The organism is Pseudoalteromonas sp. TAE79 (genome assembly GCF_000498015.1).
GTDB lineage: Bacteria > Pseudomonadota > Gammaproteobacteria > Enterobacterales > Alteromonadaceae > Pseudoalteromonas.
Genome location: NZ_AUTL01000274.1, coordinates 1 through 20,172, shown reverse-complemented (window position 1 = coordinate 20,172; position 20,172 = coordinate 1). Strand labels below are relative to the sequence as shown.

16 protein-coding genes, 4 pseudogenes and 1 other annotated feature are annotated in these 20,172 nt (G+C 38.6%); of the genes and pseudogenes, 8 read left to right on the top strand and 12 right to left on the bottom strand.

Going from position 1 to position 20,172, the window contains the following annotated elements; translation table 11 throughout:
• The 7 genes and pseudogenes from L655_RS0122240 to nirB form a co-directional block, all read right to left on the bottom strand.
• Positions 1-418: IS3 family transposase (locus tag L655_RS0122240; protein ID WP_139016270.1), on the bottom strand; the 418-nt coding region annotated here is incomplete at its 3' end.
• Positions 347-463, bottom strand: a sequence feature (AL1L pseudoknot). Its footprint overlaps the gene before it by 72 nt.
• Positions 421-741 (bottom strand): transposase, encoded by a 321-nt coding sequence (locus tag L655_RS0122235; protein ID WP_024604194.1) that lies wholly within the window; start codon positions 739-741, stop codon positions 421-423. It overlaps the preceding feature by 43 nt.
• A gap of 12 nt (positions 742-753) precedes the next feature.
• The gene (locus L655_RS0122230; protein ID WP_024606322.1) at positions 754-1,560 is read right to left on the bottom strand and encodes a histidine kinase dimerization/phospho-acceptor domain-containing protein; all 807 of its coding nucleotides are present in this window, start codon (positions 1,558-1,560) and stop codon (positions 754-756) included.
• Between the two features lie 275 nt (positions 1,561-1,835).
• The gene (locus tag L655_RS0122225) at positions 1,836-3,098 is read right to left on the bottom strand and encodes a nitrate- and nitrite sensing domain-containing protein (protein ID WP_024606321.1); all 1,263 of its coding nucleotides are present in this window, start codon (positions 3,096-3,098) and stop codon (positions 1,836-1,838) included.
• Positions 3,099-3,372: 274 nt separating this feature from the next.
• Positions 3,373-4,235: pseudogene (gene cobA / locus L655_RS01000000126070) on the bottom strand (uroporphyrinogen-III C-methyltransferase).
• A 9-nt stretch (positions 4,236-4,244) separates the two neighbouring features.
• Positions 4,245-4,598, bottom strand: a complete 354-nt coding sequence (gene nirD / locus L655_RS0122215) for a nitrite reductase small subunit NirD (protein WP_002959861.1) — start codon at positions 4,596-4,598, stop codon at positions 4,245-4,247.
• A pseudogene (nirB, locus tag L655_RS01000000126065) lies at positions 4,585-7,132 on the bottom strand (nitrite reductase large subunit NirB). Before nirB ends, nirD begins: the two are co-directional and overlap by 14 nt.
• Positions 7,133-7,526: 394 nt before the next feature.
• Here nirB and L655_RS01000000126060 point away from each other — a divergent pair.
• Positions 7,527-9,374 (top strand): pyridoxamine 5'-phosphate oxidase family protein, encoded by a 1,848-nt coding sequence (locus tag L655_RS01000000126060; protein ID WP_241764540.1) that lies wholly within the window; start codon positions 7,527-7,529, stop codon positions 9,372-9,374.
• On the top strand, positions 9,334-9,672 hold the full coding sequence (locus tag L655_RS1000000128280; protein ID WP_241764539.1) for a 2Fe-2S iron-sulfur cluster binding domain-containing protein: 339 nt from the start codon (positions 9,334-9,336) through the stop codon (positions 9,670-9,672). The genes L655_RS01000000126060 and L655_RS1000000128280 overlap by 41 nt, the downstream gene beginning before the upstream one ends.
• Positions 9,673-9,797: 125 nt before the next feature.
• On the opposite strand, the gene L655_RS0122200 is transcribed toward L655_RS1000000128280, so the two are convergent.
• On the bottom strand, positions 9,798-11,870 hold the full coding sequence (locus tag L655_RS0122200; RefSeq protein ID WP_241764538.1) for a TonB-dependent receptor: 2,073 nt from the start codon (positions 11,868-11,870) through the stop codon (positions 9,798-9,800).
• Between the two features lie 134 nt (positions 11,871-12,004).
• Here L655_RS0122200 and L655_RS0122195 point away from each other — a divergent pair, with 134 nt between their 5' ends.
• Both L655_RS0122195 and L655_RS1000000128275 read left to right on the top strand, forming a co-directional pair.
• Positions 12,005-12,988: a LysR family transcriptional regulator gene (locus L655_RS0122195; protein ID WP_024606319.1), complete on the top strand. Its 984-nt coding sequence runs from the start codon at positions 12,005-12,007 to the stop codon at positions 12,986-12,988.
• A gap of 162 nt (positions 12,989-13,150) precedes the next feature.
• On the top strand, positions 13,151-14,074 hold the full coding sequence (locus tag L655_RS1000000128275) for an ABC transporter substrate-binding protein (protein WP_024606318.1): 924 nt from the start codon (positions 13,151-13,153) through the stop codon (positions 14,072-14,074).
• 43 nt (positions 14,075-14,117) lie between these two features.
• Here the strand turns inward: L655_RS1000000128275 and L655_RS0122185 are convergent, their stop codons facing one another.
• The 3 genes from L655_RS0122185 to L655_RS0122175 all read right to left on the bottom strand — a co-directional run bounded on the left by L655_RS0122185 (position 14,118) and on the right by L655_RS0122175 (position 16,038).
• Complete coding sequence (locus L655_RS0122185) at positions 14,118-14,555, bottom strand: hypothetical protein (protein WP_013463093.1); 438 nt, start codon at positions 14,553-14,555, stop codon at positions 14,118-14,120.
• A 240-nt stretch (positions 14,556-14,795) separates the two neighbouring features.
• Positions 14,796-15,176 carry a hypothetical protein gene (locus tag L655_RS0122180; RefSeq protein WP_024606317.1) on the bottom strand — a complete coding sequence of 127 codons (381 nt, stop codon included), beginning with the start codon at positions 15,174-15,176 and terminating at the stop codon, positions 14,796-14,798.
• A 289-nt stretch (positions 15,177-15,465) separates the two neighbouring features.
• The gene (locus L655_RS0122175) at positions 15,466-16,038 is read right to left on the bottom strand and encodes a hypothetical protein (protein WP_024606316.1); all 573 of its coding nucleotides are present in this window, start codon (positions 16,036-16,038) and stop codon (positions 15,466-15,468) included.
• A 40-nt stretch (positions 16,039-16,078) separates the two neighbouring features.
• Here L655_RS0122175 and L655_RS0122170 point away from each other — a divergent pair, with 40 nt between their 5' ends.
• From L655_RS0122170 to L655_RS1000000126345, 3 genes and pseudogenes are all read left to right on the top strand, one after another.
• Positions 16,079-16,912, top strand: a complete 834-nt coding sequence (locus L655_RS0122170) for a TniB family NTP-binding protein (protein WP_076915321.1) — start codon at positions 16,079-16,081, stop codon at positions 16,910-16,912.
• Between the two features lie 33 nt (positions 16,913-16,945).
• A pseudogene (locus L655_RS1000000126350) lies at positions 16,946-17,878 on the top strand (TniQ family protein); the annotation flags it as partial.
• Between the two features lie 106 nt (positions 17,879-17,984).
• A complete protein-coding gene (locus L655_RS1000000126345; protein ID WP_024606314.1) occupies positions 17,985-18,704 on the top strand; it encodes a hypothetical protein in 720 nt (239 codons plus the stop codon).
• 38 nt (positions 18,705-18,742) lie between these two features.
• Here L655_RS1000000126345 and L655_RS0122155 read toward each other — a convergent pair whose 3' ends face one another.
• Positions 18,743-19,672: a hypothetical protein gene (locus L655_RS0122155; RefSeq protein WP_125825567.1), complete on the bottom strand. Its 930-nt coding sequence runs from the start codon at positions 19,670-19,672 to the stop codon at positions 18,743-18,745.
• 387 nt (positions 19,673-20,059) lie between these two features.
• Between L655_RS0122155 and L655_RS1000000128270 the strand changes: the two are divergent.
• A pseudogene (locus L655_RS1000000128270) lies at positions 20,060-20,172 on the top strand (IS5/IS1182 family transposase); the annotation flags it as partial.

Genomic DNA, 20,172 nt, shown 5'->3' with positions numbered 1-20,172 from the left:
CATAGGTGATGTCAGCTACCCAAAGTTGATTTGGCTGCTCAGCAGTAAATTGACGATTAACTAAATCAAGTGGCTTATCTTGTTGCTCGTCAGGTATCGTTGTCTTATGTGCTTTACCCCGACGAACACCTTGAATTCCCATAACTCGCATCAATCGTTCGACTGTACAGCGGGCGACTTGATGGTCGTCAAGCTGTAGCTGCTTCCATATTTTTCTTGCACCATAAACTGACATATTATCCTCCCACACTTCGCGAATGAGTATTATCAGCTCAGCATCACGCTTTTTGCGGTTAGACAGTCGCTCAGGCTCTCTTTGTATCTGTTTATGAGAATAATACGTTGATGGTGCAATCGGCAATTCCTTGCAAATTGACTCGACACCGTAATGCTCTCTGCAAGCATCAATAAAATCCACTATTACTTCTGTTTGCGGTCGAGCTCCGCTTGGGCGAAAAAAGCGGCAGCTTGCCTCAGGATATCATTCGTTCGCTTGAGCTCTTTATTCTCGCGCTCTAAGATGGCAAGGCGTTCTTCAGTTGATGGCGTATTAGAAGAGGGTTTAGACGGTTGAGCTTGAGATTTCTTGACCCATGCTCTAAGTGTTTCTGGGGTACATCCCAGTTTATCTGAAATCGATACTAGCGCAGCCCAAAGAGAAGGGTATTCATGCTGTTGTGTGGTAACAAGCCTAATTGCACGTTCACGAAATTCTGATGTATAGCGATTTGATTTTTTCATAGTTCCAGTTTCTCAAGTTATTGAGTCTCTGGCAAACACGGGGCGATTCAAAGATATGTTTGCACGAGTTGAATCACAGCTATTTATTCTCGAGTAACTTAGTAAATCTTCTAGCAGTACTTGCATTCTATTAGCCCGGCTGAGCACAAGCTGAAAGTTTTCTAGGTGCTCCTGGGGGAGTAAATCTTTGCAATCATCATAAACCCATTCTAATAAACGTTTTATAGCATTTAATGGCGACTTGAGATCGTGTGAAGCAATACTGGTAAATTCATCAAGTTCATCGCTCATTTTTTGTAATTTTTTAATTAAGCGATCTTTTTCAGTTTCGTCTTTCTTGTTTTGCTCGCAAATTGTTGAGTTAAACTTAGCACTGTTTATTTTATCTAATAAGTTTTTACGTTGGACTAACTGATTTACAAAGTTTTTTTGTAAACTATTTAAAATCGATTTTTCTTTTTCTGTAAGTAGTGAATCACTTGCTCGCTCGAATATCAACCATCCAAACTTAAGGTTTGAGGGCAATATAATAGGCGATATAACTCTAAATATTTTAAGGTCATGCTCAATAATCGATTCATTAAAAATATCATCAGCTAGTTGCTCTTTAGCTACTGCTATTTCTGAACCTGATTTATATAGCTCGACAGCACGTTGAGGCTGATTAGCAACAATAGAAAATGAGCTCGCATCAAAAATGTTTAAAATTAGCTCAGCAATGTTTTTTATGTTTGTTTGAATGTCATTATCAAGAGAAGTTGTTAATTGCTGCTCATCTATTAATGATACACCTTCTATATAACTCTCTACATTGGGCATTCAAACTCCTACAACAGTATTAAATATGCCTCATTAAAATGAGATGCAACAAATGATTAACTTATTGTAGTTGATTATTTTGAATGCGTTGAATAATTTGCATTATAAATAGACCTCAAATTAGGGTTTTACCTTATGATAGTCAGCAGGTTATGAATCAATTTCAAAATAAGGCAAAACTCAATCTGGGTGTGAAATTTGTAACTTAATAAATAACTATTATTTAGGGTAGTGGTATTACTAAAGATCAACATGCCCAAGTAAAAACAGCATATTTAATCGCTCATTTGTACAATTGTTTGCGCTACGCTAAATAAGGTTTTATGCGTATCCATTGCTTGTTTTTGTAGCTGTTTATGGGCTTGCTCTTCGGTGAGCTTTAACTGCTCAATAAGTATGTACTTGGCTTGGTGAATTACCTTTTGCTCACTAATAACTTTTTTAGCATCAAGTAACGCTTGGTTTATTTGTTTTATATGCTGGCTTTGCTCGATAATTAAATCATACATAGTTTTATTACTGTTGAGCTTATCGGCCGCTATATTTTGGTTTACTTCTGGCTCTGGTTGCTTAATGGCTAATTGGCCAAAAGTAGGGGCTATGTGTTGCTCTGCCATATTGTTAAGTACTTGCTTATTTGTATTTAAACTACGTTGAGCACAGGCTATTTGCATTGCTGCAGTATCAATTAATTGATCTGCTATATTTTGTTCAATTTTGTGCATTATATCTATGCGCGTAGTGGTTACTTCGTACCATACTTCGCTTAGTTGCGAGAGCGGTTGAGCATTCTCGTCATCGAGTTTTTGCAGTAAACTTCTAAGTTGCTCTACCTGATTATTAACCTGATGTGTTGTTAACGTGGCAAAGCATTTTAAAAGGTGCGCATCGGCGTACTCATTAAAAAAGTCAAAGCTGTGGTTTTGCTCTTGTTCAAAATGCGCGAGTTGTTGTTTTTGCTCAGTGGTAAATTTACTCGCTGCAAATGCTTGTGCACCACAGGCGCGCTCTTGTCCTGCGTACTCTTTACCTTGCATAAAATTGAAAAATGCGACTAACAAACGCGTTATTTTAGGATCGCTTGCGCCATCTGCTGCCTCTAAAATAATATTGAGTAAACTAGCAATTAACTGCGTGAACGACTGCGTAGCATGCACTGCACTAATGTTTTGTTGTGCTATTTGATTGCGTAATTCGGGCAATGCGTCAAGTGTTTGCAGGCTATAGGTAATTAAATTAAATAACCGAGTATGACCAGTATCGGCGTTGTCGTTTATAAATGTTTGTTTAAGAGAATCATAAAATGCAGTTTGTGCGCTGCTGCTTAAAGGAATTTGTTCTTGTAATTGGGTTTTAAATCGCTCGCGATTTGAGGCCAAAAATATATTACTCATTGCACGTTCTTTTTGTAACTGATGTACAAAATCGCCTAACTTAGTAAGCGAGGCACAACTGTTTTGTAATTGCTTTAGCGCGTGTATTTCTTGATACTTAGCCGCTAATAAAAACTGTTTTGTGAGAGGATTGCTTGTCGCCATTGGTATTATTCCACACTTTTTTGTTTTTAAAGTGCAACCACTGTTCCAATCATTAATAAATTTCATCATTGAATTTAAAATCAAGCTAATACAATTGCTTAAAGTGTTATTTTTGTTTTTCACTTTGTTTCTATAATTTAACTTACCATTAATTTTAACTTATTTGGTGCATTTAAGTATGTTGTTGCACACAACTTGAACCCAAATTAAAAACAAAAAAAGCGCCTACTCCTGGGGAGGTAGTAAGCGCGAAAAGTGCATTATTCATTTTACGTCATGCGTTAACATTTACACTGTTTAGTAACTCAGGACTAATAGCCATTTTATGATTTATTACTTCACCAATCATAATTAGGGTAGGGCCTTGAAGGTTGTGTTTAGCATGCTCATTTACTATTTTCTCAAGCGTACTGGTAATTACTTTTTGCTTAGTAGTAGTGGCATTCTCTATTAGTGCGATGGGTGTATTACTTGGCCAGCCCACTGATTGCAAACCGTTGCTTAGCGTTTGTAAGCGCGAAAGCCCCATATAAACCACTAAAGTGGGGTTGTTGTTTGCAGGCATAAACGCGTAATTTTGCCAATGAGGTTGCTTGTTAGGATCGGCAAACTGCGCTGTTAAAAATGTAACACTACGCGCTACATCGCGTGCAGTGAGCGGAATACCCGTATAAGCGGACGTAGCNAAGCCGTTGTCACACCCGGAACAATAGCAAAATTAATATTATGCTCACTAAGCGCATCGGCTTCTTCGTTAATACGTGCAAATATACTCGGATCGCCGCCTTTTAAACGCACTACGTTTAAGCCTTGTTGTGCGTATTTAACCAGTAGTTCGCAAATGTTAGCTTGGGTCATCGAATGTTTACCCGCACGTTTACCTACAAATACTCGCTGTGCTTTTTTAGGAAGCGTTTTTAATAAATCATCGCTTACTAACCAATCGTATAAAACAACATCGGCGGTATTAATTAAACGCTGCGCTTTTACCGTAATTAGCTCTGCTTCTCCTGGGCCCGCACCAATTATATAAACGTTGCCGCTTTTGACGCTGCGACTATTTGAGCTTGTTAGCTTAGTAACAAGCTTATTTAGCCACACGTTTTCAATACCCGAAAAATAAGACAGTACACTCATACTATTCCCTTAAGCCACTGCTGTTGTAACTTTTGGTTCAGAGCTTATAAATACACTGCCGTCTTCAATTTTTGCATTAAAAACCGGTAAGTGTATTGCTTCTGCTTCTAAACATTCGCCTGTTTCTAGGCAAAAGTGTTGCTTATATAAAGGCGATGCGACAACTAATTTATTGTCGATTGAGCCAATAATGCCACGCGACAATACATTGGCTTTGCCAATCGGGTCGTAGTTGCTAATGGCAAACACAGCCGTTGGATTTTGTGGAATGTAAAAAATAGCCACTTGCTGATTATTAACTAATGCGCATACGCCGCTATTAGCCACTAGGTTGTCGATTGTTCCAATATTATGCCAAGACATCAGCTTGCTCCTCTTCAACTTCCATTACTGGAATACGGTTTTGTGTATTACGTTGATCACGCTTTTCGGCTTCTGTAGCAGGGCGTATTTGGTTACGCTCTTGCACAAACAAAATGTTGTCGTCGGTTTCGGGGCTATTAACAAACTGGCGGAATCGTTTGGCAGCATCTGGGCTTTCAATCGCTTTTTTCCATTCACACGCATAGGTTTGTGTAATTAATTCCATTTGCGCTTCTAGCTCGTCGCAAATGCCTAAGCTGTCGTCAATTACTACGCTTTTAAGGTAGTCTAAACCGCCTTCAAGGTTTTCCATCCATACCGACGTACGCTGTAATTTGTCAGCCGTTTTAATGTAAAACATAATTACGCGGTCAATGTATTTAATTAGTGTTGGCGTGTCTAAATCGGTCGCAAATAAATCAGCATGGCGAGGGCGCATACCGCCATTACCACACACGTATAAGTTCCAGCCATTTTCGGTGGCTATAATGCCAATATCTTTACTTTGTGCTTCGGCGCATTCGCGGGTACAACCCGATACCGCCATTTTAAATTTATGCGGTGCGCGTAACCCTTTGTAGCGGTTTTCAATTTCTATTGCTTGTCCAACGCTATCTTGCACACCATAACGACACCACGTACTACCCACACACGATTTAACAGTTCTAAGAGACTTACCATAGGCATGACCGGTCTCAAATCCGGCTTCTATAAGTCGCTCCCAAATAACAGGAAGCTCTTCTAAACGCGCACCAAATAAATCGATACGCTGACCACCAGTGACTTTGCAGTACAGGTTAAAGTCTTTGGCAACTTGTCCAATTACAATGAGTTTGTCGGGTGTTATTTCGCCGCCAGCAATACGCGGTACCACAGAGTACGAACCATCTTTTTGCATATTTGCTAGGTACGTATCGTTAGTGTCTTGCAAACCAACATGAGCGGGCTCTAAAATAAAGTCGTTCCATGTTGAGGCTAAAATAGAGCCAATGGCAGGNGTTTACATATTTCACAGCCATGACCGCTGCCGTGTTTAGTTAGTAAGTCATCAAAGCTTTTAATGCTTTCTACTTTTACCATGTGCAGTAGTTCTTGGCGTGAATACGCAAAGTGCTCACATACATGGTTGTTTACTTCAACTCCACGACTTGCTAATTCGTTATCAACAACTGATTTTAGTAACGCAGCACAACCGCCACAGCCGCTTGCTGCTTTAGTGCATGATTTTACCGAGGCTAAATCGCATGAGCCGCCATCGATTGCACCCACGATGTCGCCTTTACTCACATTGTGACACGAACAAATAGTGGCGGNGGCGCGCCGCCGCTATCTGGTAAAATTAAACACTCAGGGTTTTCTGGTAAGTCCATGTCGTTAAGCATGTACTGCAATAAAGTATCGTAGTCGCTGGTATCGCCAACTAGTACAGCGCCCAGTAATTTATCGCCTTTTTCACTTAGTATGATTTTTTTATAACAGCCGCGAATAGCGTCTTGGTATATAAGCTCTTTACAGTCAGGCGTTTTTGCATGAGCGTCGCCAATTGAGCCTACTTCTACGCCTAACAACTTAAGTTTAGTGCTCATGTCGGCACCTAAAAACTCAAGCTCGCCACCACTTAATTGGCTCGCTGCAACGCGCGCCATGTTGTAACCCGGTGCGACTAAGCCAAATAGTTTTTTGTCCCACAGGGCGCATTCCCCAATGGCTAAAATATCAGGATCAGATGTTTGGCATTGGTTATTAATAATAATACCGCCGCGTTCACCAAGCTCTAAATCAGCAATTTTACCTAGCTGATCATACGGGCGAATACCGGCAGAGAACAAAATTAGGTCTGTTTCTAAAAATGACTCATCCGAAAAATTTAATCTAAAGCGACTCGTTTCGCCTTTTACTATTTCGCTGGTCGCCTTTGATGTATGTACCGTTACGCCAAGTTTTTCTATTTTATTTTTTAGTAGCGTACCGCCTTGTCCATCAAGTTGAACAGCCATAAGTTGTGGCGCAAATTCAACTACGTGGGTATCAAGCCCTAATTGCTTAATGGCATTTGCGGCTTCAAGCCCCAACAAACCACCACCAATAACAACACCGCTTTTACTTACAGCGGCACTGGCTTTTATTTGTTCTAAATCTTCTAATGTGCGATACACCAAACAATGGGGTTGGTCGTTACCTTTTATAGGCGGCACAAACGGAAATGACCCTGTAGCGAGTACAAGTTTGTCGTACGGGTATTGCTCACCGGTTAATGTGGTCACTATTTTTGCTGTTCTATCAATGCCTTCAACCCACTGGCTGGTATGCACATTAATATTGAGTTGTTTATAGTTGTCGTGAGTTGTAAGTGCTAAATCGGCGGCTGTTTTGCCATCAAATACACTTGATAAGTACACGCGATCGTATGCAAGATTTGCTTCTCCGCAAAGTACGGTAATGTTTGCATTGGCATCGCTTTGGCGCATTTGCTCAACAAAGTGGTGTCCGACCATACCATTACCAATAATGAGTATTTTTTGCGAGGTTTGCATAGGGCATTCCTTAAAGTGACGGTTTAAATACAATTAACAAAAAAGCCCGCCACAAATACGCATTATGCATAACTGTGTGCGGGCTTCTTTGCCGATGGTTGCTAATAGCTATTGTGCTCACAACCTAAAATTTTGCCGTAAGTAAAACGGGCTTGTTAATAGGATGTTTGCAAAAATACAGCCAGTTTTTTAAGTTATTGTTTAAATTGTATTTAATGTGTTTTTAGAGTGAGGATAAAACCCGCTTTGTTATATGTTGGTGCGCGCCTGGCACTAAGAGGGTGCAAGTATTGTCATTGTTTTGTGCATTATCAGTCAATAAAACACTCATTATCATTGAGTGTGTATTGAGTTAAATTTAACCCATGAAATACGCACACGAATTACGAGCAAAATGACTAACACAAACTCAGTAGATGCTTCACCTTTTCACGAAGGCGAACTGGCAATACAAGACAAACTCGGTAAACGAGAAATAATGGCAACATTTGGCAAACGTGCCGTGCGCTCATTTATGCCAGAGCAGCACCAAGCATTTTTTGAGCAGTTACCATTTGTGGTTGCAGGCAGTGTTGATGAAAATGCAAATCCGTGGGTATCTATTGTTTCGGGACAATCAGGCTTTTTAAGCGCCCCAACTTCCACGTCGTTATTAATGACCCACGCGGTTGATAAAAACGACCCCTTACATAACACATTAAAGGTTGCCGGCTCGCCAATTGGTTTATTAGGCATTGAGCTAAGCACGCGTAGGCGTAACCGTTTAAATGTGCGCGTAGGTGAGGCAATTAGTGATAATAAAGTGAGTTTTAATGTTGATCAATCCTTTGGTAATTGTCCGCAGTATATTCAAACGCGGGACTTAACGTTTAATAGAGATCCTTTACTTAAAAGTAATACGGTACAAAAAGTTAAATTTAATACACTTGATAACGCAGCCAGTACGTTAATTGACACCACCGATACATTTTTTGTATCGAGTTTTATAACCGCAAAAAACAATCCAAAAATTGAAGGGGTTGATGTTTCTCACCGTGGTGGGTTGCCGGGTTTTGTAAAGCGCGAAGGCAACACATTAACGATTCCTGATTACGCAGGTAACAATTTTTTTAATACCTTGGGTAACTTTTTATTAAACCCAAAAGCAGGTTTGTTATTTCCTGATTTTGACACGGGTAATGTATTAATGCTTACTGGCAGCGTTGAAATTTTATGGGACGGGCATCCAGAGTTAGAGGGTTTTATTGGTGCAGACCGAGGCTGGAAATTTACCCTCACTAAAGGGATGTGGCTTAAAAACTTACTCCCGTTTAGTGCTAAATTTGATGCTTACTCGCCTAACACTAAAATGACGGGCACATGGCTTGAGGCTGATAAAAACAAACAAGCCGAAAAACTAAAACATACTTGGCAGCCTTTAAAAGTAACTAAAATAATTAAAGAAAGTAATGTAATTACCTCCTTTTATTTAGAAGGGCATAACAATACTACCTTGTTACCGTTTAAAGCTGGGCAGCATTTAACTGTACAAATACCAAGTAAAAATAGTCGCAATAGCAAAAACAGTAATAGCAAACCTGTTATTAGAACCTACACCGTGTCATCAAGCCCGCATGAACTCTTTTATCGGTTATCGATTAAAAAAGAGCTAAATGGCGAAGTGTCTAACTACTTTCATGATGAGGTAAAAGTAGGCGACGTTATTTTAGCTAAATACCCACAAGGGCAGTTTTTTATTGACCCAACTAGCGCCAAACCAGCAGTACTAATTGGTGGCGGGATAGGTATTACACCTATGATCTCAATGGCTAAACATATTGCCAATGAAGGGTTAAGAACCCGCTATACACGCCCTTTGCATATTTTCCATAGTGCTAAAAGTGCCCAACAGCGTGCGTTTTATAACGAGCTAAAAACACTTGCAGATACGAGTGGCGGGGCAATTGATTACTACTCACTTTTATCTCAGCCTGAGCTTGATGAAAAACAAGGCGATGGCTTTAACGTAAAAGATGAGAGTTTTAATTTAAAAGACGAAAGCTTTGATTTAAAAGGGCGCATAAATGCGGATGTGTTTAGGTATTATTTACCACTTGATGATTACGAGTTCTTTTTATGTGGACCGCAAGCGTTTATGCAACACGTATATAACGAGCTGTTATTGCTCGGTGTGCAGGATAAAAACATATTTGCTGAAGCATTTGGACCCTCCAGTATTAAGCGCAAAGTACTTAACGCCTAATAAAAGCAAAGAGATTAGCGTAGAAGAAGCAGACAACACCATCATTAAATTTAGTAAATCGGGCTTTGAACAGCGCTGGAATAAAGGCGATAACACTATACTTAATTTAGCCGAATCCCATGGCTTAGAACCTGAGTTTGGCTGTCGAAACGGCAGTTGCGGCAGTTGCGCTGTAAAAATAAATGCAGGAGCTGTGGTGTATCGCAATACCGTAAGTTACCCAGTAGAGACAGGGCAGGCGCTAATTTGCTGCGCCGTACCTGCTAAAGGCGTTGAGGTGCTTGATTTAAATCTGTAGTGTTTTGAAATATAGCGTTTTTATATACAGCGCTTTTAAATACAAAACTATGCGCTAAAACTAAAACAACTGTTTTTTGTTAAACAAACGGAGCGTTTTAAAAACGCTCCGTTGAATTACTTTTATTAAAACTCAAAATTAAAACTGACCGTAAGTCTTCTTCCGTCTAGCACAACGCCGTAGGTTTCATTGGTCACTACACGGTTTGTAACATTGTATAAACCAGCCATTACTTTCAGATTATCAGTCATCCAATATTGTGCGCCTATGTCCATCATGGTGTAGCCGGGTGTACCATCACTTAAGCTTGTACGGCTTAAATAGTCAGTAGTTTCACCACGGTAGTTTACACGACTCCATAAATTTATCGTGTCACTCGCATCCCAGTTTAAGGTTGCATTAGCCATACTCTTGGGTATTTTATTTAAAGGCTCACCCGCAAAGTCTCCTGATTTTTGCTCAGAGTCAGTAAAAGAGTAGTCAGCTTTAAAGCGAAGGTTGTCGGCAATACGGTAGTTTACAGTCGCTTCTACCCCTTGCATTTCGGCCTCTGAAATATTTTTTTGCGTACTCAAAAATTGATAAGTGTTCCCACTGAATTCACATTGATAGTTTTCAAAATCATTTCTATCAATATTTTCACTAATACAGTAGCGATCTTCTGCTATTTTATCATCAAAATCAGTATGATAAAACGTTAAGCTGGTCGATAGTCCAATTTTAGGATCGTTATAAATAAAACTAACTTCATAGTTAACGCTAGTTTCTGGATCTAAGTCAGGGTTACCTATTATCAGGGCACGTGAAATGGATGTTCCAGTAGGAGATAGGTTAGGAGATCCGCCCCCGCCTGTGCCTCGACCAAAGCCAGCGGTAGCTTGAGATAATGAAGGCTGAGTATACCCTGTAGAAATCCCTCCTTTAACAGTAAAGCGGTTATTTGCATGCCAGTTAGCATAAATCCTAGGTGACCAATGAGAACCAAATTGTTCATCGTTATCGTATCTTAAACCGGTAGTTATGGATAAGTCTTTTATAAAGTTCCATTCAACCTCAGTAAATAAAGCCCCAATCCATCGGTCAACTGTATCACTGGCAATAGCCACGTTAGCATCTAGCAAACCATTCGTTTCGTCAACAAGTTCTTCGGTTTTATATCGTGCGCCCACAGTATAAATATGTTGCTCTGCTGCATAAGTTGCAGATGTATTAAACGTAATTATTTCTTCTTTTTTATCTTCATCTTGCACGCGTTCAGATAAATCTTGCTGAAGATAAGTGTTTGTTGTTAATTTTCCGTAATTTCCCATATGGGTGAGGGAGTACATTTGTTTTTCAAATTCGTACTGTGAGCCTTCTGCATCAATAGCTATTGAGTTACCTGGTGTATGCTCAAAATCAATATTTGATGTATCGTAGGCTAGGCTCATCTTATTTTTATCATCAACGGCCCAGTTAAATTTAACCCCAAATTGGGTTGTATCTGAGTCTGGACGGCTAGCAGTAGCGTCGCCACCGCCAGAGTAATCACTTTCATCTGTATGTTGTATTGAGCCTGTAAGCTCTATGCCTAATACATCTTTAATCAGCGCACCGCCAGCGTAAAAGTCGGTATTGTATTGATCATTACTTACATCATTCATAGATGAAGTATAGCTTGCGGCTAAACTTCCAGACCATTGCTGTGGAGCCGTACGAGTAATAATGTTAATCACTCCGCCCATTGCTTCAGAGCCGTAAAGTGATGACATAGGACCACGAATAACTTCCACACGTTCAATCATTGCAAGTGGTGGAATACCTATTTGTTTACCCCCATCTGAGCCATTAGTATTTACTGAACGACCTGCCGAAAGAGGGCGACCATCGACAAGGTATAATGTGTATTGATCATCCATACCACGGATACTAATATCTTGCATATTACCGCCACCAGTTACATATACGCCTGGTAGATCGCGAACAGCATCAACAACTGTGGTATAAGATTGTTTACGTAGCTCTTCTTGTAATATGACCGAAATAGATGCAGGAGCATCTATAATTTTCTGCTGATAACCGGTTGCTGTTACAACCATTGTTTCCATTTCATTTGTTTTTTCTGCCGCTGAAGCGCCCATGGCTATAGGGATCAAAATAGTGAGAGGTAACTTTTTACAGGTCAATGGTACTAACTTTGACATTGATCGTTTGGACATTAAAATGTTCTCCTTTACATGTAGGCCTAAATTCAAGAGTGCAAATGATAATACTTATTGTTATCATGTAAAGGGAATTAAATGGAACAATGTGTTGCCAAAGTTGCAACACATGTTGATCGTTTGCTCGTGTAATGGCTAATTTATTAGCATGTAAATTAGCCGTCACTGAGCGTATTAAACGCAGTAGGGATGTTGCAATGCCTCAATTTAAAGAATTACGTAGTTTTGTCTCTGTGGTTAGTTCAGGAAGCTTATCAAATTCGGCAAAAACACTGCAGTTGTCTAAATCAACTATTAGCCGACATCTTAAAAACTTAGAGCAAGATGTGGGGAGTATTTTACTTAAAAGAATGTCTAACAGCTTGGTGCCTACAGAGGCGGGGCTGTGTTTTTACGATTATTGTGAGCAAATACTAGGTATAGCGAAAGAAGCTAAACAAGAATTAGATACCTTAGATGAAAAAATACAGGGTGAAGTCGTTATCTATGTTGATACTGGCTTATTAAGAGGATGGCTAGGTGATGTTGTTACTCAGTTTTTAACGCGCTTTCCAGATGTTAGCGTGACTCTTAAAACAGATATAAAAGCTGACTCAAACCAATGGCAAGACAATATTTTGCTTTGTATGGGGCAGTTACCTGAATCCAGCCAACGCCAAGAAAAACTCTGTATTCTTTGGCAGGGGGTATTTGGTAGTAAAGATTACTTTAAGTGTAATGGCTATCCTAACTCACCGGAAGATTTAATAAATACTCACTGGTTACAATTAATTGGCAATAAAAATGAGCAGTTAGTTATGACAAACCAAGGAGGAGAAACATTAAGTGTACCAGTTCCTTCGTCACGAATTCAGTCAGATCAATTGGTGTTACAAGGAGATGCAATAAGCCAAGGACATGGGCTTGGTTTATTACCTCTATGGCAAGCAAACATGCGTCTTAATGCCCACCCCGAATGCTTTGAGCGTTGTTTAAAAGACTGGGTAGGTCATCCTGTTCCTATTTGGTTATGTTATCCTTTTGGCAAATTAGCCAAAAAGCAGCGTGCTTTTATAGAGCATATAAAAAGCAATTTACCGCAGGAATGGGATAATGAGCTTTGCCAAGAAATGTAAATTTTATTTAGTATTACTTAGGCAATTTATTTTAAGTGTTTTAGAAACTGCAACGTAAAAAACCGCTTTTTAATCAATAAAAGTAAATGCTACTCATTATCATTTGATGTGTGACATGCTAGCATATCCTTAATATGTTCATAAATTAAAAAGGAAATATAAATGTACGGCATACTAATAAAAATGTTTTTTATAGCTGGTTGTAGTTTTTTCTCAGTAGCTAGCTTTGCTAATTACCCAATAACAATTAACCAAGGGAATACCCAAGTTGTTATAAAACAAAAGCCTATAAAAGTTGTTGTATACGATTTAGGAGTACTTGATACATTAACAGCACTTGATGTTGATGTCACAGCGGTTGCTAAGGGGGTGTTTCCTGAATATTTAGCTCATTATAACTCCCCAAACAAAGCAGCAGCGGGTAGCTTATTTAAGCCAGACTTTGAGGCACTTCATAAAATTAAACCTGATTTAATTATAGTCGGACCACGCAGCCGTAGAGCATTAGATAAATTAACTGCAATTGCACCTACCATCGATTTAACATTAAGTTCCGATGATTTTGTCTCTAATATTAAAAGAAATATTATATTACTGGGTGATGTTTTTGAAAAACAACAGCAAGCAAAGTTATTGTGGAACAATCTAAATAATAAAATTAATGCTTTACAGGCTAAAGCAATGGGTAAAGGGCCAGGGCTTGTTTTATTTACTGTAAAAGATATGTTTATTGCGCACTTACCTGGAGACAGATTTGGTATGGTGTATGAACTACTTGGTATAAAAAGCCCAAATAAAATTAATAAACCGCAGCTAAAAGATAACGATAAAAGCCAAACTAAAGTGCAAAAAGCCAAACAAGCTGCAGTATTAACAAAGGATTATATGGCAACAAAACCAAATTGGCTGTTTATACTCGACAGAGGTTTAGCAACTGGTGGGCAAAGCAATATTGAGCAAGCTTTAGCAAAAGCACCGTTTATAGAATACAATGTCGATGGTCATCAAAACGGATTATTCAAATACCAAAATACTTCGACTAATTCGCCATGGAATACTATGTCAGTCCAGATCAGTATTCTTTGATTTATTAATGATGTAGGCCAGACATTCTGGCCTTTTTATATTTCTAAATACGAATGTTAACACCAGTACTTTTGTCTTGCATGATAGACATAGCTGATTCTAACATCTTCAAAGTAGTCTCGTCATTGCGTGACAGTGCGCCTTGGATGCCATCACGCGTTTTTTGAATGAAGTTATATCGTGTTTCATCACTGTGTGCACCTGCCAGTTCGCCTCCATTTACGGGTATTTTCATAGTCATAGCCATGAAAGGCCTGCCGTCATCGAGAGACATTTCTCCATTGCGGATTTGAGTGTTGGCCCAGTCCCGCATTTCTTGCCGGGTCATACTAGTGAAATCCGCCTGTTTTGTGCTGCTGTCAGTCTTATCATTGTCTGTTTGTGCTGCTGTTAATGCAGCCGAAAATGACGTTGAGGCCTCTGTTGAAGGCTTGGTACGCTGGTTCCCATTAAAATAATGTACGTTTGCATCAACTCGCATAGGTTCTTTTCCTTAGTATGATCGTATGAGTGATATTAACTGCAAAACCTGCGCCATAATTATACACTTATAGTCTTTTGAAAACGCCTTTAAAAAGTTTATTTAAATTAAGTTGTTGAAGGTAATTCATCGTAAAGTGAAAAGCTTAATACAGAGGTGTTGGACGGCAAAGGCTTTCCGGTAACTGGAATATTTACTAATAGGCTTGGCTCATAGGCCTTAAATTATTCAGGATAAAGCCTAATAAAAGAAGGTTTTGAAATAAGCAATATTAAAGTGAAATATTGGGATCGAGATTGATACAAAGATGAGGGATATAGAAATCAATATCCATTTCAATTTTTTGATTTCTTTTAAGTGATTTGCATTTTTAAGCGATTCATTTAGCCGCTGAATATTTAGTTCAACTTCGTGTACAGTCTCCTGAGAGACGAGCGCTAAATCTTTAATACTATCAACAGAGCTTTTTAAGTTTTTCTCTGTTGCTAGTATATGAGTATCAACGCTCTTAATTTCCAGTGATTTCTTCACATATTCAGATAAAGAAATACCTTCCTTTTGCGCCTCACTACTTAAAGACTCTTTTAATTTATCGTCAATTCGGATGCTTAGAATAGCCATTCTAAAATACCTCTGATGTATACGGGTGTAAACAAAGCGTATACGCCTATTTTTAAAGGCGCAACAGGTTATTTTAGATGAAAACTGTGTATGACAAAATGAGATAATAGGCACGCTGTCGAATGTATACAAATGATCATACTGCTTGATGGAGATTGAGTTAACAAAAAAATATTTACTTACTTATTTATTACAGACCATTTTAATATAGGATAGGGAGCTAGGCTAAAAGCCTGCACCCTACTATAAAAGCAAAGCTAATTTGGCGTTAGTGTTTAATATGTTTACACTATGCGTTAATTGTAACGGTAACTGGAACTGTTATAGTAATCGGGTTCAATATCCAGCCATTCGTTTTAAGTAGCCTGACCGTATCATTGTATAAATCCGTTCCTTCATTAATCGATTTTACTGTTACTAACAGTACAGCTTTTTGAGGTGTGATAGGGACTTTTTCCTCGGCTCTAATGGTTGACTCCATTTTTAATTTCCATGCCTGCACACTAGTGCCTTGTGGATATTTCTTTTTGTGGGCTTTAGTCGGTGACCATTTGAATGAGTTTTTTAATTGGTTTATTTCGTAAAGATCTTTCTTATTGCTAGGTAGTGGTGGTACCTTTCCTGAGAATGAAGTTTTAAGTTCGCCAGTAGCTTCATCCAGAATTGTTTTCGTTTCACCCATGGAGACACTGATGTTAACTCGGCTATACTCCGAACCAAAAGATTGATCTAATGGTGGTGAATAAACCAATGTCATTGCAACCTCACCTTTAAACTTACCTTTGTCCTGCACTGAAGAAGGTAAGGGTATAGGGCTTCTGTCAAACTCTACTAATCCATGTCGGACATCTACTTCAAACATCAAGGTAATTTGATTCTCTGAACAATATAGTAAACTATCAATATCTCTCGGCTTTCCAAAGCCTGTTGCGTATTCGTACCCTAAAGCAAAGTCTGTACTGACAAAGTTGGATGACCTAATGTCGTACCCACGAATTGAGCGAATGCCCAATATGCTGATTGTTGGTGATACCAACAATGGTAAAACAATGCTTACTAAACGATTTTTGAAACAGTACCCAGCTAAAGATAATCCTAATGGTGATGGAGTGCTTGCACCTGTATTATTAGTGCAAGCGCCTCCTGTTCCCGATGAGGGACGTTTTTATAATGCAATACTGGAGTTACTATTTGCGCCATATAGGCCAAGTGAACGAGTTGATAAAAAGCAATTTCAAGTGATCAAATTATTGCGCTACATTGGTACAAAAATGTTGGTCATAGATGAAATTCATCATATCTTGGCGGGTAATTTAAATCGACAACGTGCATTTTTGAATGTACTTAAATACCTTGGTAATGAGTTACAAATATCAATTGTTGGGGTTGGGACTAAAGACGCGTTTAGGGCGTTGCAGTCAGACCCTCAATTAGCTAACCGTTTTGAGCCAGTATTATTACCTCGATGGGAGTTTAATCAGGATTTTTTAAGGTTACTAGTGAGTTTTGAACGTATGTTGCCATTAAGAAAGCCCTCAAATTTACATGCTAAAAGCTTAGCTATGCAACTATTCTCAATGTGTGAGGGCTATATTGGAGAGCTTTCACGATTACTTAATGATGCAGCCGTTTATGCGGTTAAAAATAATATAGAAGCAATCACACCAATAGTATTAGATAAAATAAACTGGGTAACACCTTCACAAAGAAAGCGTCAGTTAGACAAGGCAATTTAAATGTTGTCTGGAAAATTATAGCCAGCTCATCCGCACCCATTACCAGGGGAGTGTTTATCTTCATGGATGGTGCGAACTGCACATCACAATGGCCTGAAAGTACAAAGCTTTGGTCATTTTGCTTTTAATAAGCGTTATGAACTTTGGAATAGGGATATAGATAGGCTAGCGCCTGAAAGGTTGTTAGAGCAGATGTCAGTAAAAACGGGGGTAACACTTAGGGAAGCAAAGAAAACAACGCTAAGTCTATTTGAGGGGCGTTTATTTGAGTCTACAAGCCTGTCAGGTCAGCTACGCTGGATAACACCGCTTAAATTATATCATCGTACTCATACAGGTTTTGGCATGCAGTATTGTCCCCTATGCTTAGCTGAAAGTACAGACGCTTATTATCGAATTGCTTGGCGAGTGGCTTTTTATACTTTTTGCCCAAAACACTTAATACTCATGGAAGATAGGTGTAGACATTGTGGAATGGCAGTTGCTTTTCACCGAATAGAGCTTGGAAAATATCACCAGTTAGATGCTCCAGATCTAGCGGTGTGTTGGAAATGCGGGGTAAGTTTAACTGATTTCACTCCTATTCCTGTTAATATTTGGCACCAGAACGTACATCGAAGGTGGAAATGGAAGTTAGCGGTATTAGACCGTGGTTTTGTTAATTCAGGTCAAGTAAAAACTCAGAGGCTTAATTTACTGCATCAGCTTTGTAGAATTATTGCCTCACACTCATTGGCTCCCGATTTACAACAATACTTATGTGACAAAACAAATATGCCGTATCAACATATAAGTGATGTAAAAATAGCATTTGAGCAGCGCTCTTTATCTGAGCGGCATTATATTTTAGAGCTCGCATGGTGGTTAATCGAAAAATACCCAAGGAAGATAAATGAAGCCATTAAGTATAAAAAACTACGCCCACATTACCTCTACAAAGATATGCCGAGTCTAAGATTTAAGTAATGCTTATTATCTATGTATATTAAGTTAATTTTTCTTATTAGAAACAACTAAAGTAAGATAATAACCTGCCGATAACTAGTAATAAATAACGAACAAGGAAAATGATATGAAAGTTAATTCAAATGATACTAATCTAGCATCGCAGTTTATATCGAACGGTTCAGAAGTGAAAATTAATAAACCTGTAAATGGTAAAGAACAAATAAATAGTGAAATGGAGCGACTAGCTAAGGACATATATCATAATGATCAGCCTAAAGAGCCTAAAGCGACCTATGATAAGCCAATGAATATATCAACAAATAATGTTGTATCAACAAGGGAAGCAGAAGAAAAAGCGTTAAATAATATTCGAATCGCTACTGTGAATCTTTATATGCCGGGTGGTGAAGTTTCCAACTCTGTTGAAAAAATGTTTACTCAGTATGACAATATTGTGGCTGAAATAGCGGCCGAACAACCATCATTAGCGAATAAAGACTGGGGGATATCAATCAGTCAATCAGGTGAGCTAGAAGTTACAGGTTCTATTAATGATAAAGAGAAAAGTCTGATATCTGAAAAATTAAATGACAACGGGGATTTTGTGGCCGCAGCTAACGAGTTTAAATCGAGCTTTCTAGAGCACATTGACTTGGGAGTTAGGGGGTGGTCAAGTTACGACGTAAACGAAGATAATTTCTCAAAAATATTTGATTTAAAAGAAATTCTGGATAATTCACAAGGAGGAGAAAGCTTTAAACAGGCTTGGAATAAGGACTTTAGTTGGCTTGAGTTAAACGATAATATCTCATCTCAACTTAGAAGAAATGCAGAACGAGAGTAATTTATTGCGAAAGGGCCTCATTTAGAGGCCCTTTTAAATTATGAAGGTTCGCTAGAAATTAAATCCTGATCGCAAATATGACCAAAATATACATATGGCACATTATCGCCACCTATCCCAATAGTGTCTATTTCTCCATTTTCATCAAGGCCTCTATTTGTTGGTATTACAATTTGCCAAGCACCAACTTCGACATCTGATTCCCAAACATTTTTATACCCCAAGCTATATTCCGTATGTAAAATACCCTTAACATTCGGAGTGCAAGAGTTTAAATTTATTTGATCTGATATCTTTCCGTTAGTATTTGATAACGCTTGATATGAGGTTGAAGTATTTGCTTGATCTTCAACATCTTTAATGAAATTAAAATAAGCAATAGCTCCTTCAATTGGCGCCCCTGTTGAATCACGTAATACCAGTGACCAATTCAATCTGTTGTATGCTTGTGTAGTTAGATAAGGTTGACTGTATGCTATTAAGGGTATTCTATTTACATTACTTTCACCAGAAATAACATCATTAGTAAATGAAGTCACTATTGATGATGTTGTCAACGTGTAATTGTTACTGGGATCAGCTGGTAGAGCGGTATTAGCTCTAACTCTTAAACTAATCGACTGGTTTGCCTGAAGGTTTGATAATAAATAATTATTATTTGCTACTAAAGGAGTCCAGCCATTGTTATTTATCTCAAAGATAAACTCGTCACTAAGAGTTTCATCTAATAAGCGTATAGATATATCTTGCCCTCTAACGACTGTAAACTGATAGTAATCAATATCATTTATACTATCCATATTGCCAGTTATAGTGTTTTGTTTATCAGGTAAAATGGTTGCAAGCGTTTCTGTATCATTAAATTCATAGGCATCTAAATTTGTTGCGACTGCTGCACCAAAATTAAATGGTGAACCATCAGAGTCAATAACTTCCATAAACCAGTAATAGTGACCTGGTTCAGTCAAAGCTAATACCACCTCATCTAGGTTACCTGTATTAGCAGATGTACCAATTGCAGTAAAAGTATCATCAGGATTATGTCTTAGTACACTTAAGTTAACATCCGTCTCAGTCGATTGGCCTACGAGCAAAGCTGTCGTTTTGCTTCGTTCAGTAATTTCAAAATGGTAACAAATACTTTCGCCAGGCTGAGAATTACTAAGCGTATACAGGTTTTCTGTCGCTAGCGTAGGACAAATTGGTGTGATTGTACTTTCTACAGCTAACTCCTCATTTAACTTAACAGCACTTTGCTTTTTTATTAGGGCGTGTTGATCTTTGTGGTATGAAAAACAAACAGCATGAAGATAAGGTATAATTGAATTCGCCAGAAAACTTTACACCGAACCTACATGCCAAGATTAATGCTAACAGACGGGACATGGAATGTCTTATCAAAAGTAATGTACTTAAGTGGTCGAATTTATAATAAGCCCGACCATAGAAAAACGCTCGAAGGCATACT

What these genes read in the sequence shown, in the direction of transcription:
- L655_RS0122235 (WP_024604194.1), bottom strand. Translation starts at nt 741, where the DNA reads ATGAAAAAATCAAATCGCTATACATCAGAATTTCGTGAACGTGCAATT.
- L655_RS0122230 (WP_024606322.1), bottom strand. Translation starts at nt 1,560, where the DNA reads ATGCCCAATGTAGAGAGTTATATAGAAGGTGTATCATTAATAGATGAG.
- L655_RS0122225 (WP_024606321.1), bottom strand. Translation starts at nt 3,098, where the DNA reads ATGGCGACAAGCAATCCTCTCACAAAACAGTTTTTATTAGCGGCTAAG.
- nirD (WP_002959861.1), bottom strand. Translation starts at nt 4,598, where the DNA reads ATGTCTTGGCATAATATTGGAACAATCGACAACCTAGTGGCTAATAGC.
- L655_RS01000000126060 (WP_241764540.1), top strand. Translation starts at nt 7,527, where the DNA reads ATGACTAACACAAACTCAGTAGATGCTTCACCTTTTCACGAAGGCGAA.
- L655_RS0122200 (WP_241764538.1), bottom strand. Translation starts at nt 11,870, where the DNA reads ATGTCCAAACGATCAATGTCAAAGTTAGTACCATTGACCTGTAAAAAG.
- L655_RS0122195 (WP_024606319.1), top strand. Translation starts at nt 12,005, where the DNA reads ATGGCTAATTTATTAGCATGTAAATTAGCCGTCACTGAGCGTATTAAA.
- L655_RS1000000128275 (WP_024606318.1), top strand. Translation starts at nt 13,151, where the DNA reads ATGTACGGCATACTAATAAAAATGTTTTTTATAGCTGGTTGTAGTTTT.
- L655_RS0122185 (WP_013463093.1), bottom strand. Translation starts at nt 14,555, where the DNA reads ATGCGAGTTGATGCAAACGTACATTATTTTAATGGGAACCAGCGTACC.
- L655_RS0122180 (WP_024606317.1), bottom strand. Translation starts at nt 15,176, where the DNA reads ATGGCTATTCTAAGCATCCGAATTGACGATAAATTAAAAGAGTCTTTA.
- L655_RS0122175 (WP_024606316.1), bottom strand. Translation starts at nt 16,038, where the DNA reads ATGTTTGAAGTAGATGTCCGACATGGATTAGTAGAGTTTGACAGAAGC.
- L655_RS1000000126345 (WP_024606314.1), top strand. Translation starts at nt 17,985, where the DNA reads ATGAAAGTTAATTCAAATGATACTAATCTAGCATCGCAGTTTATATCG.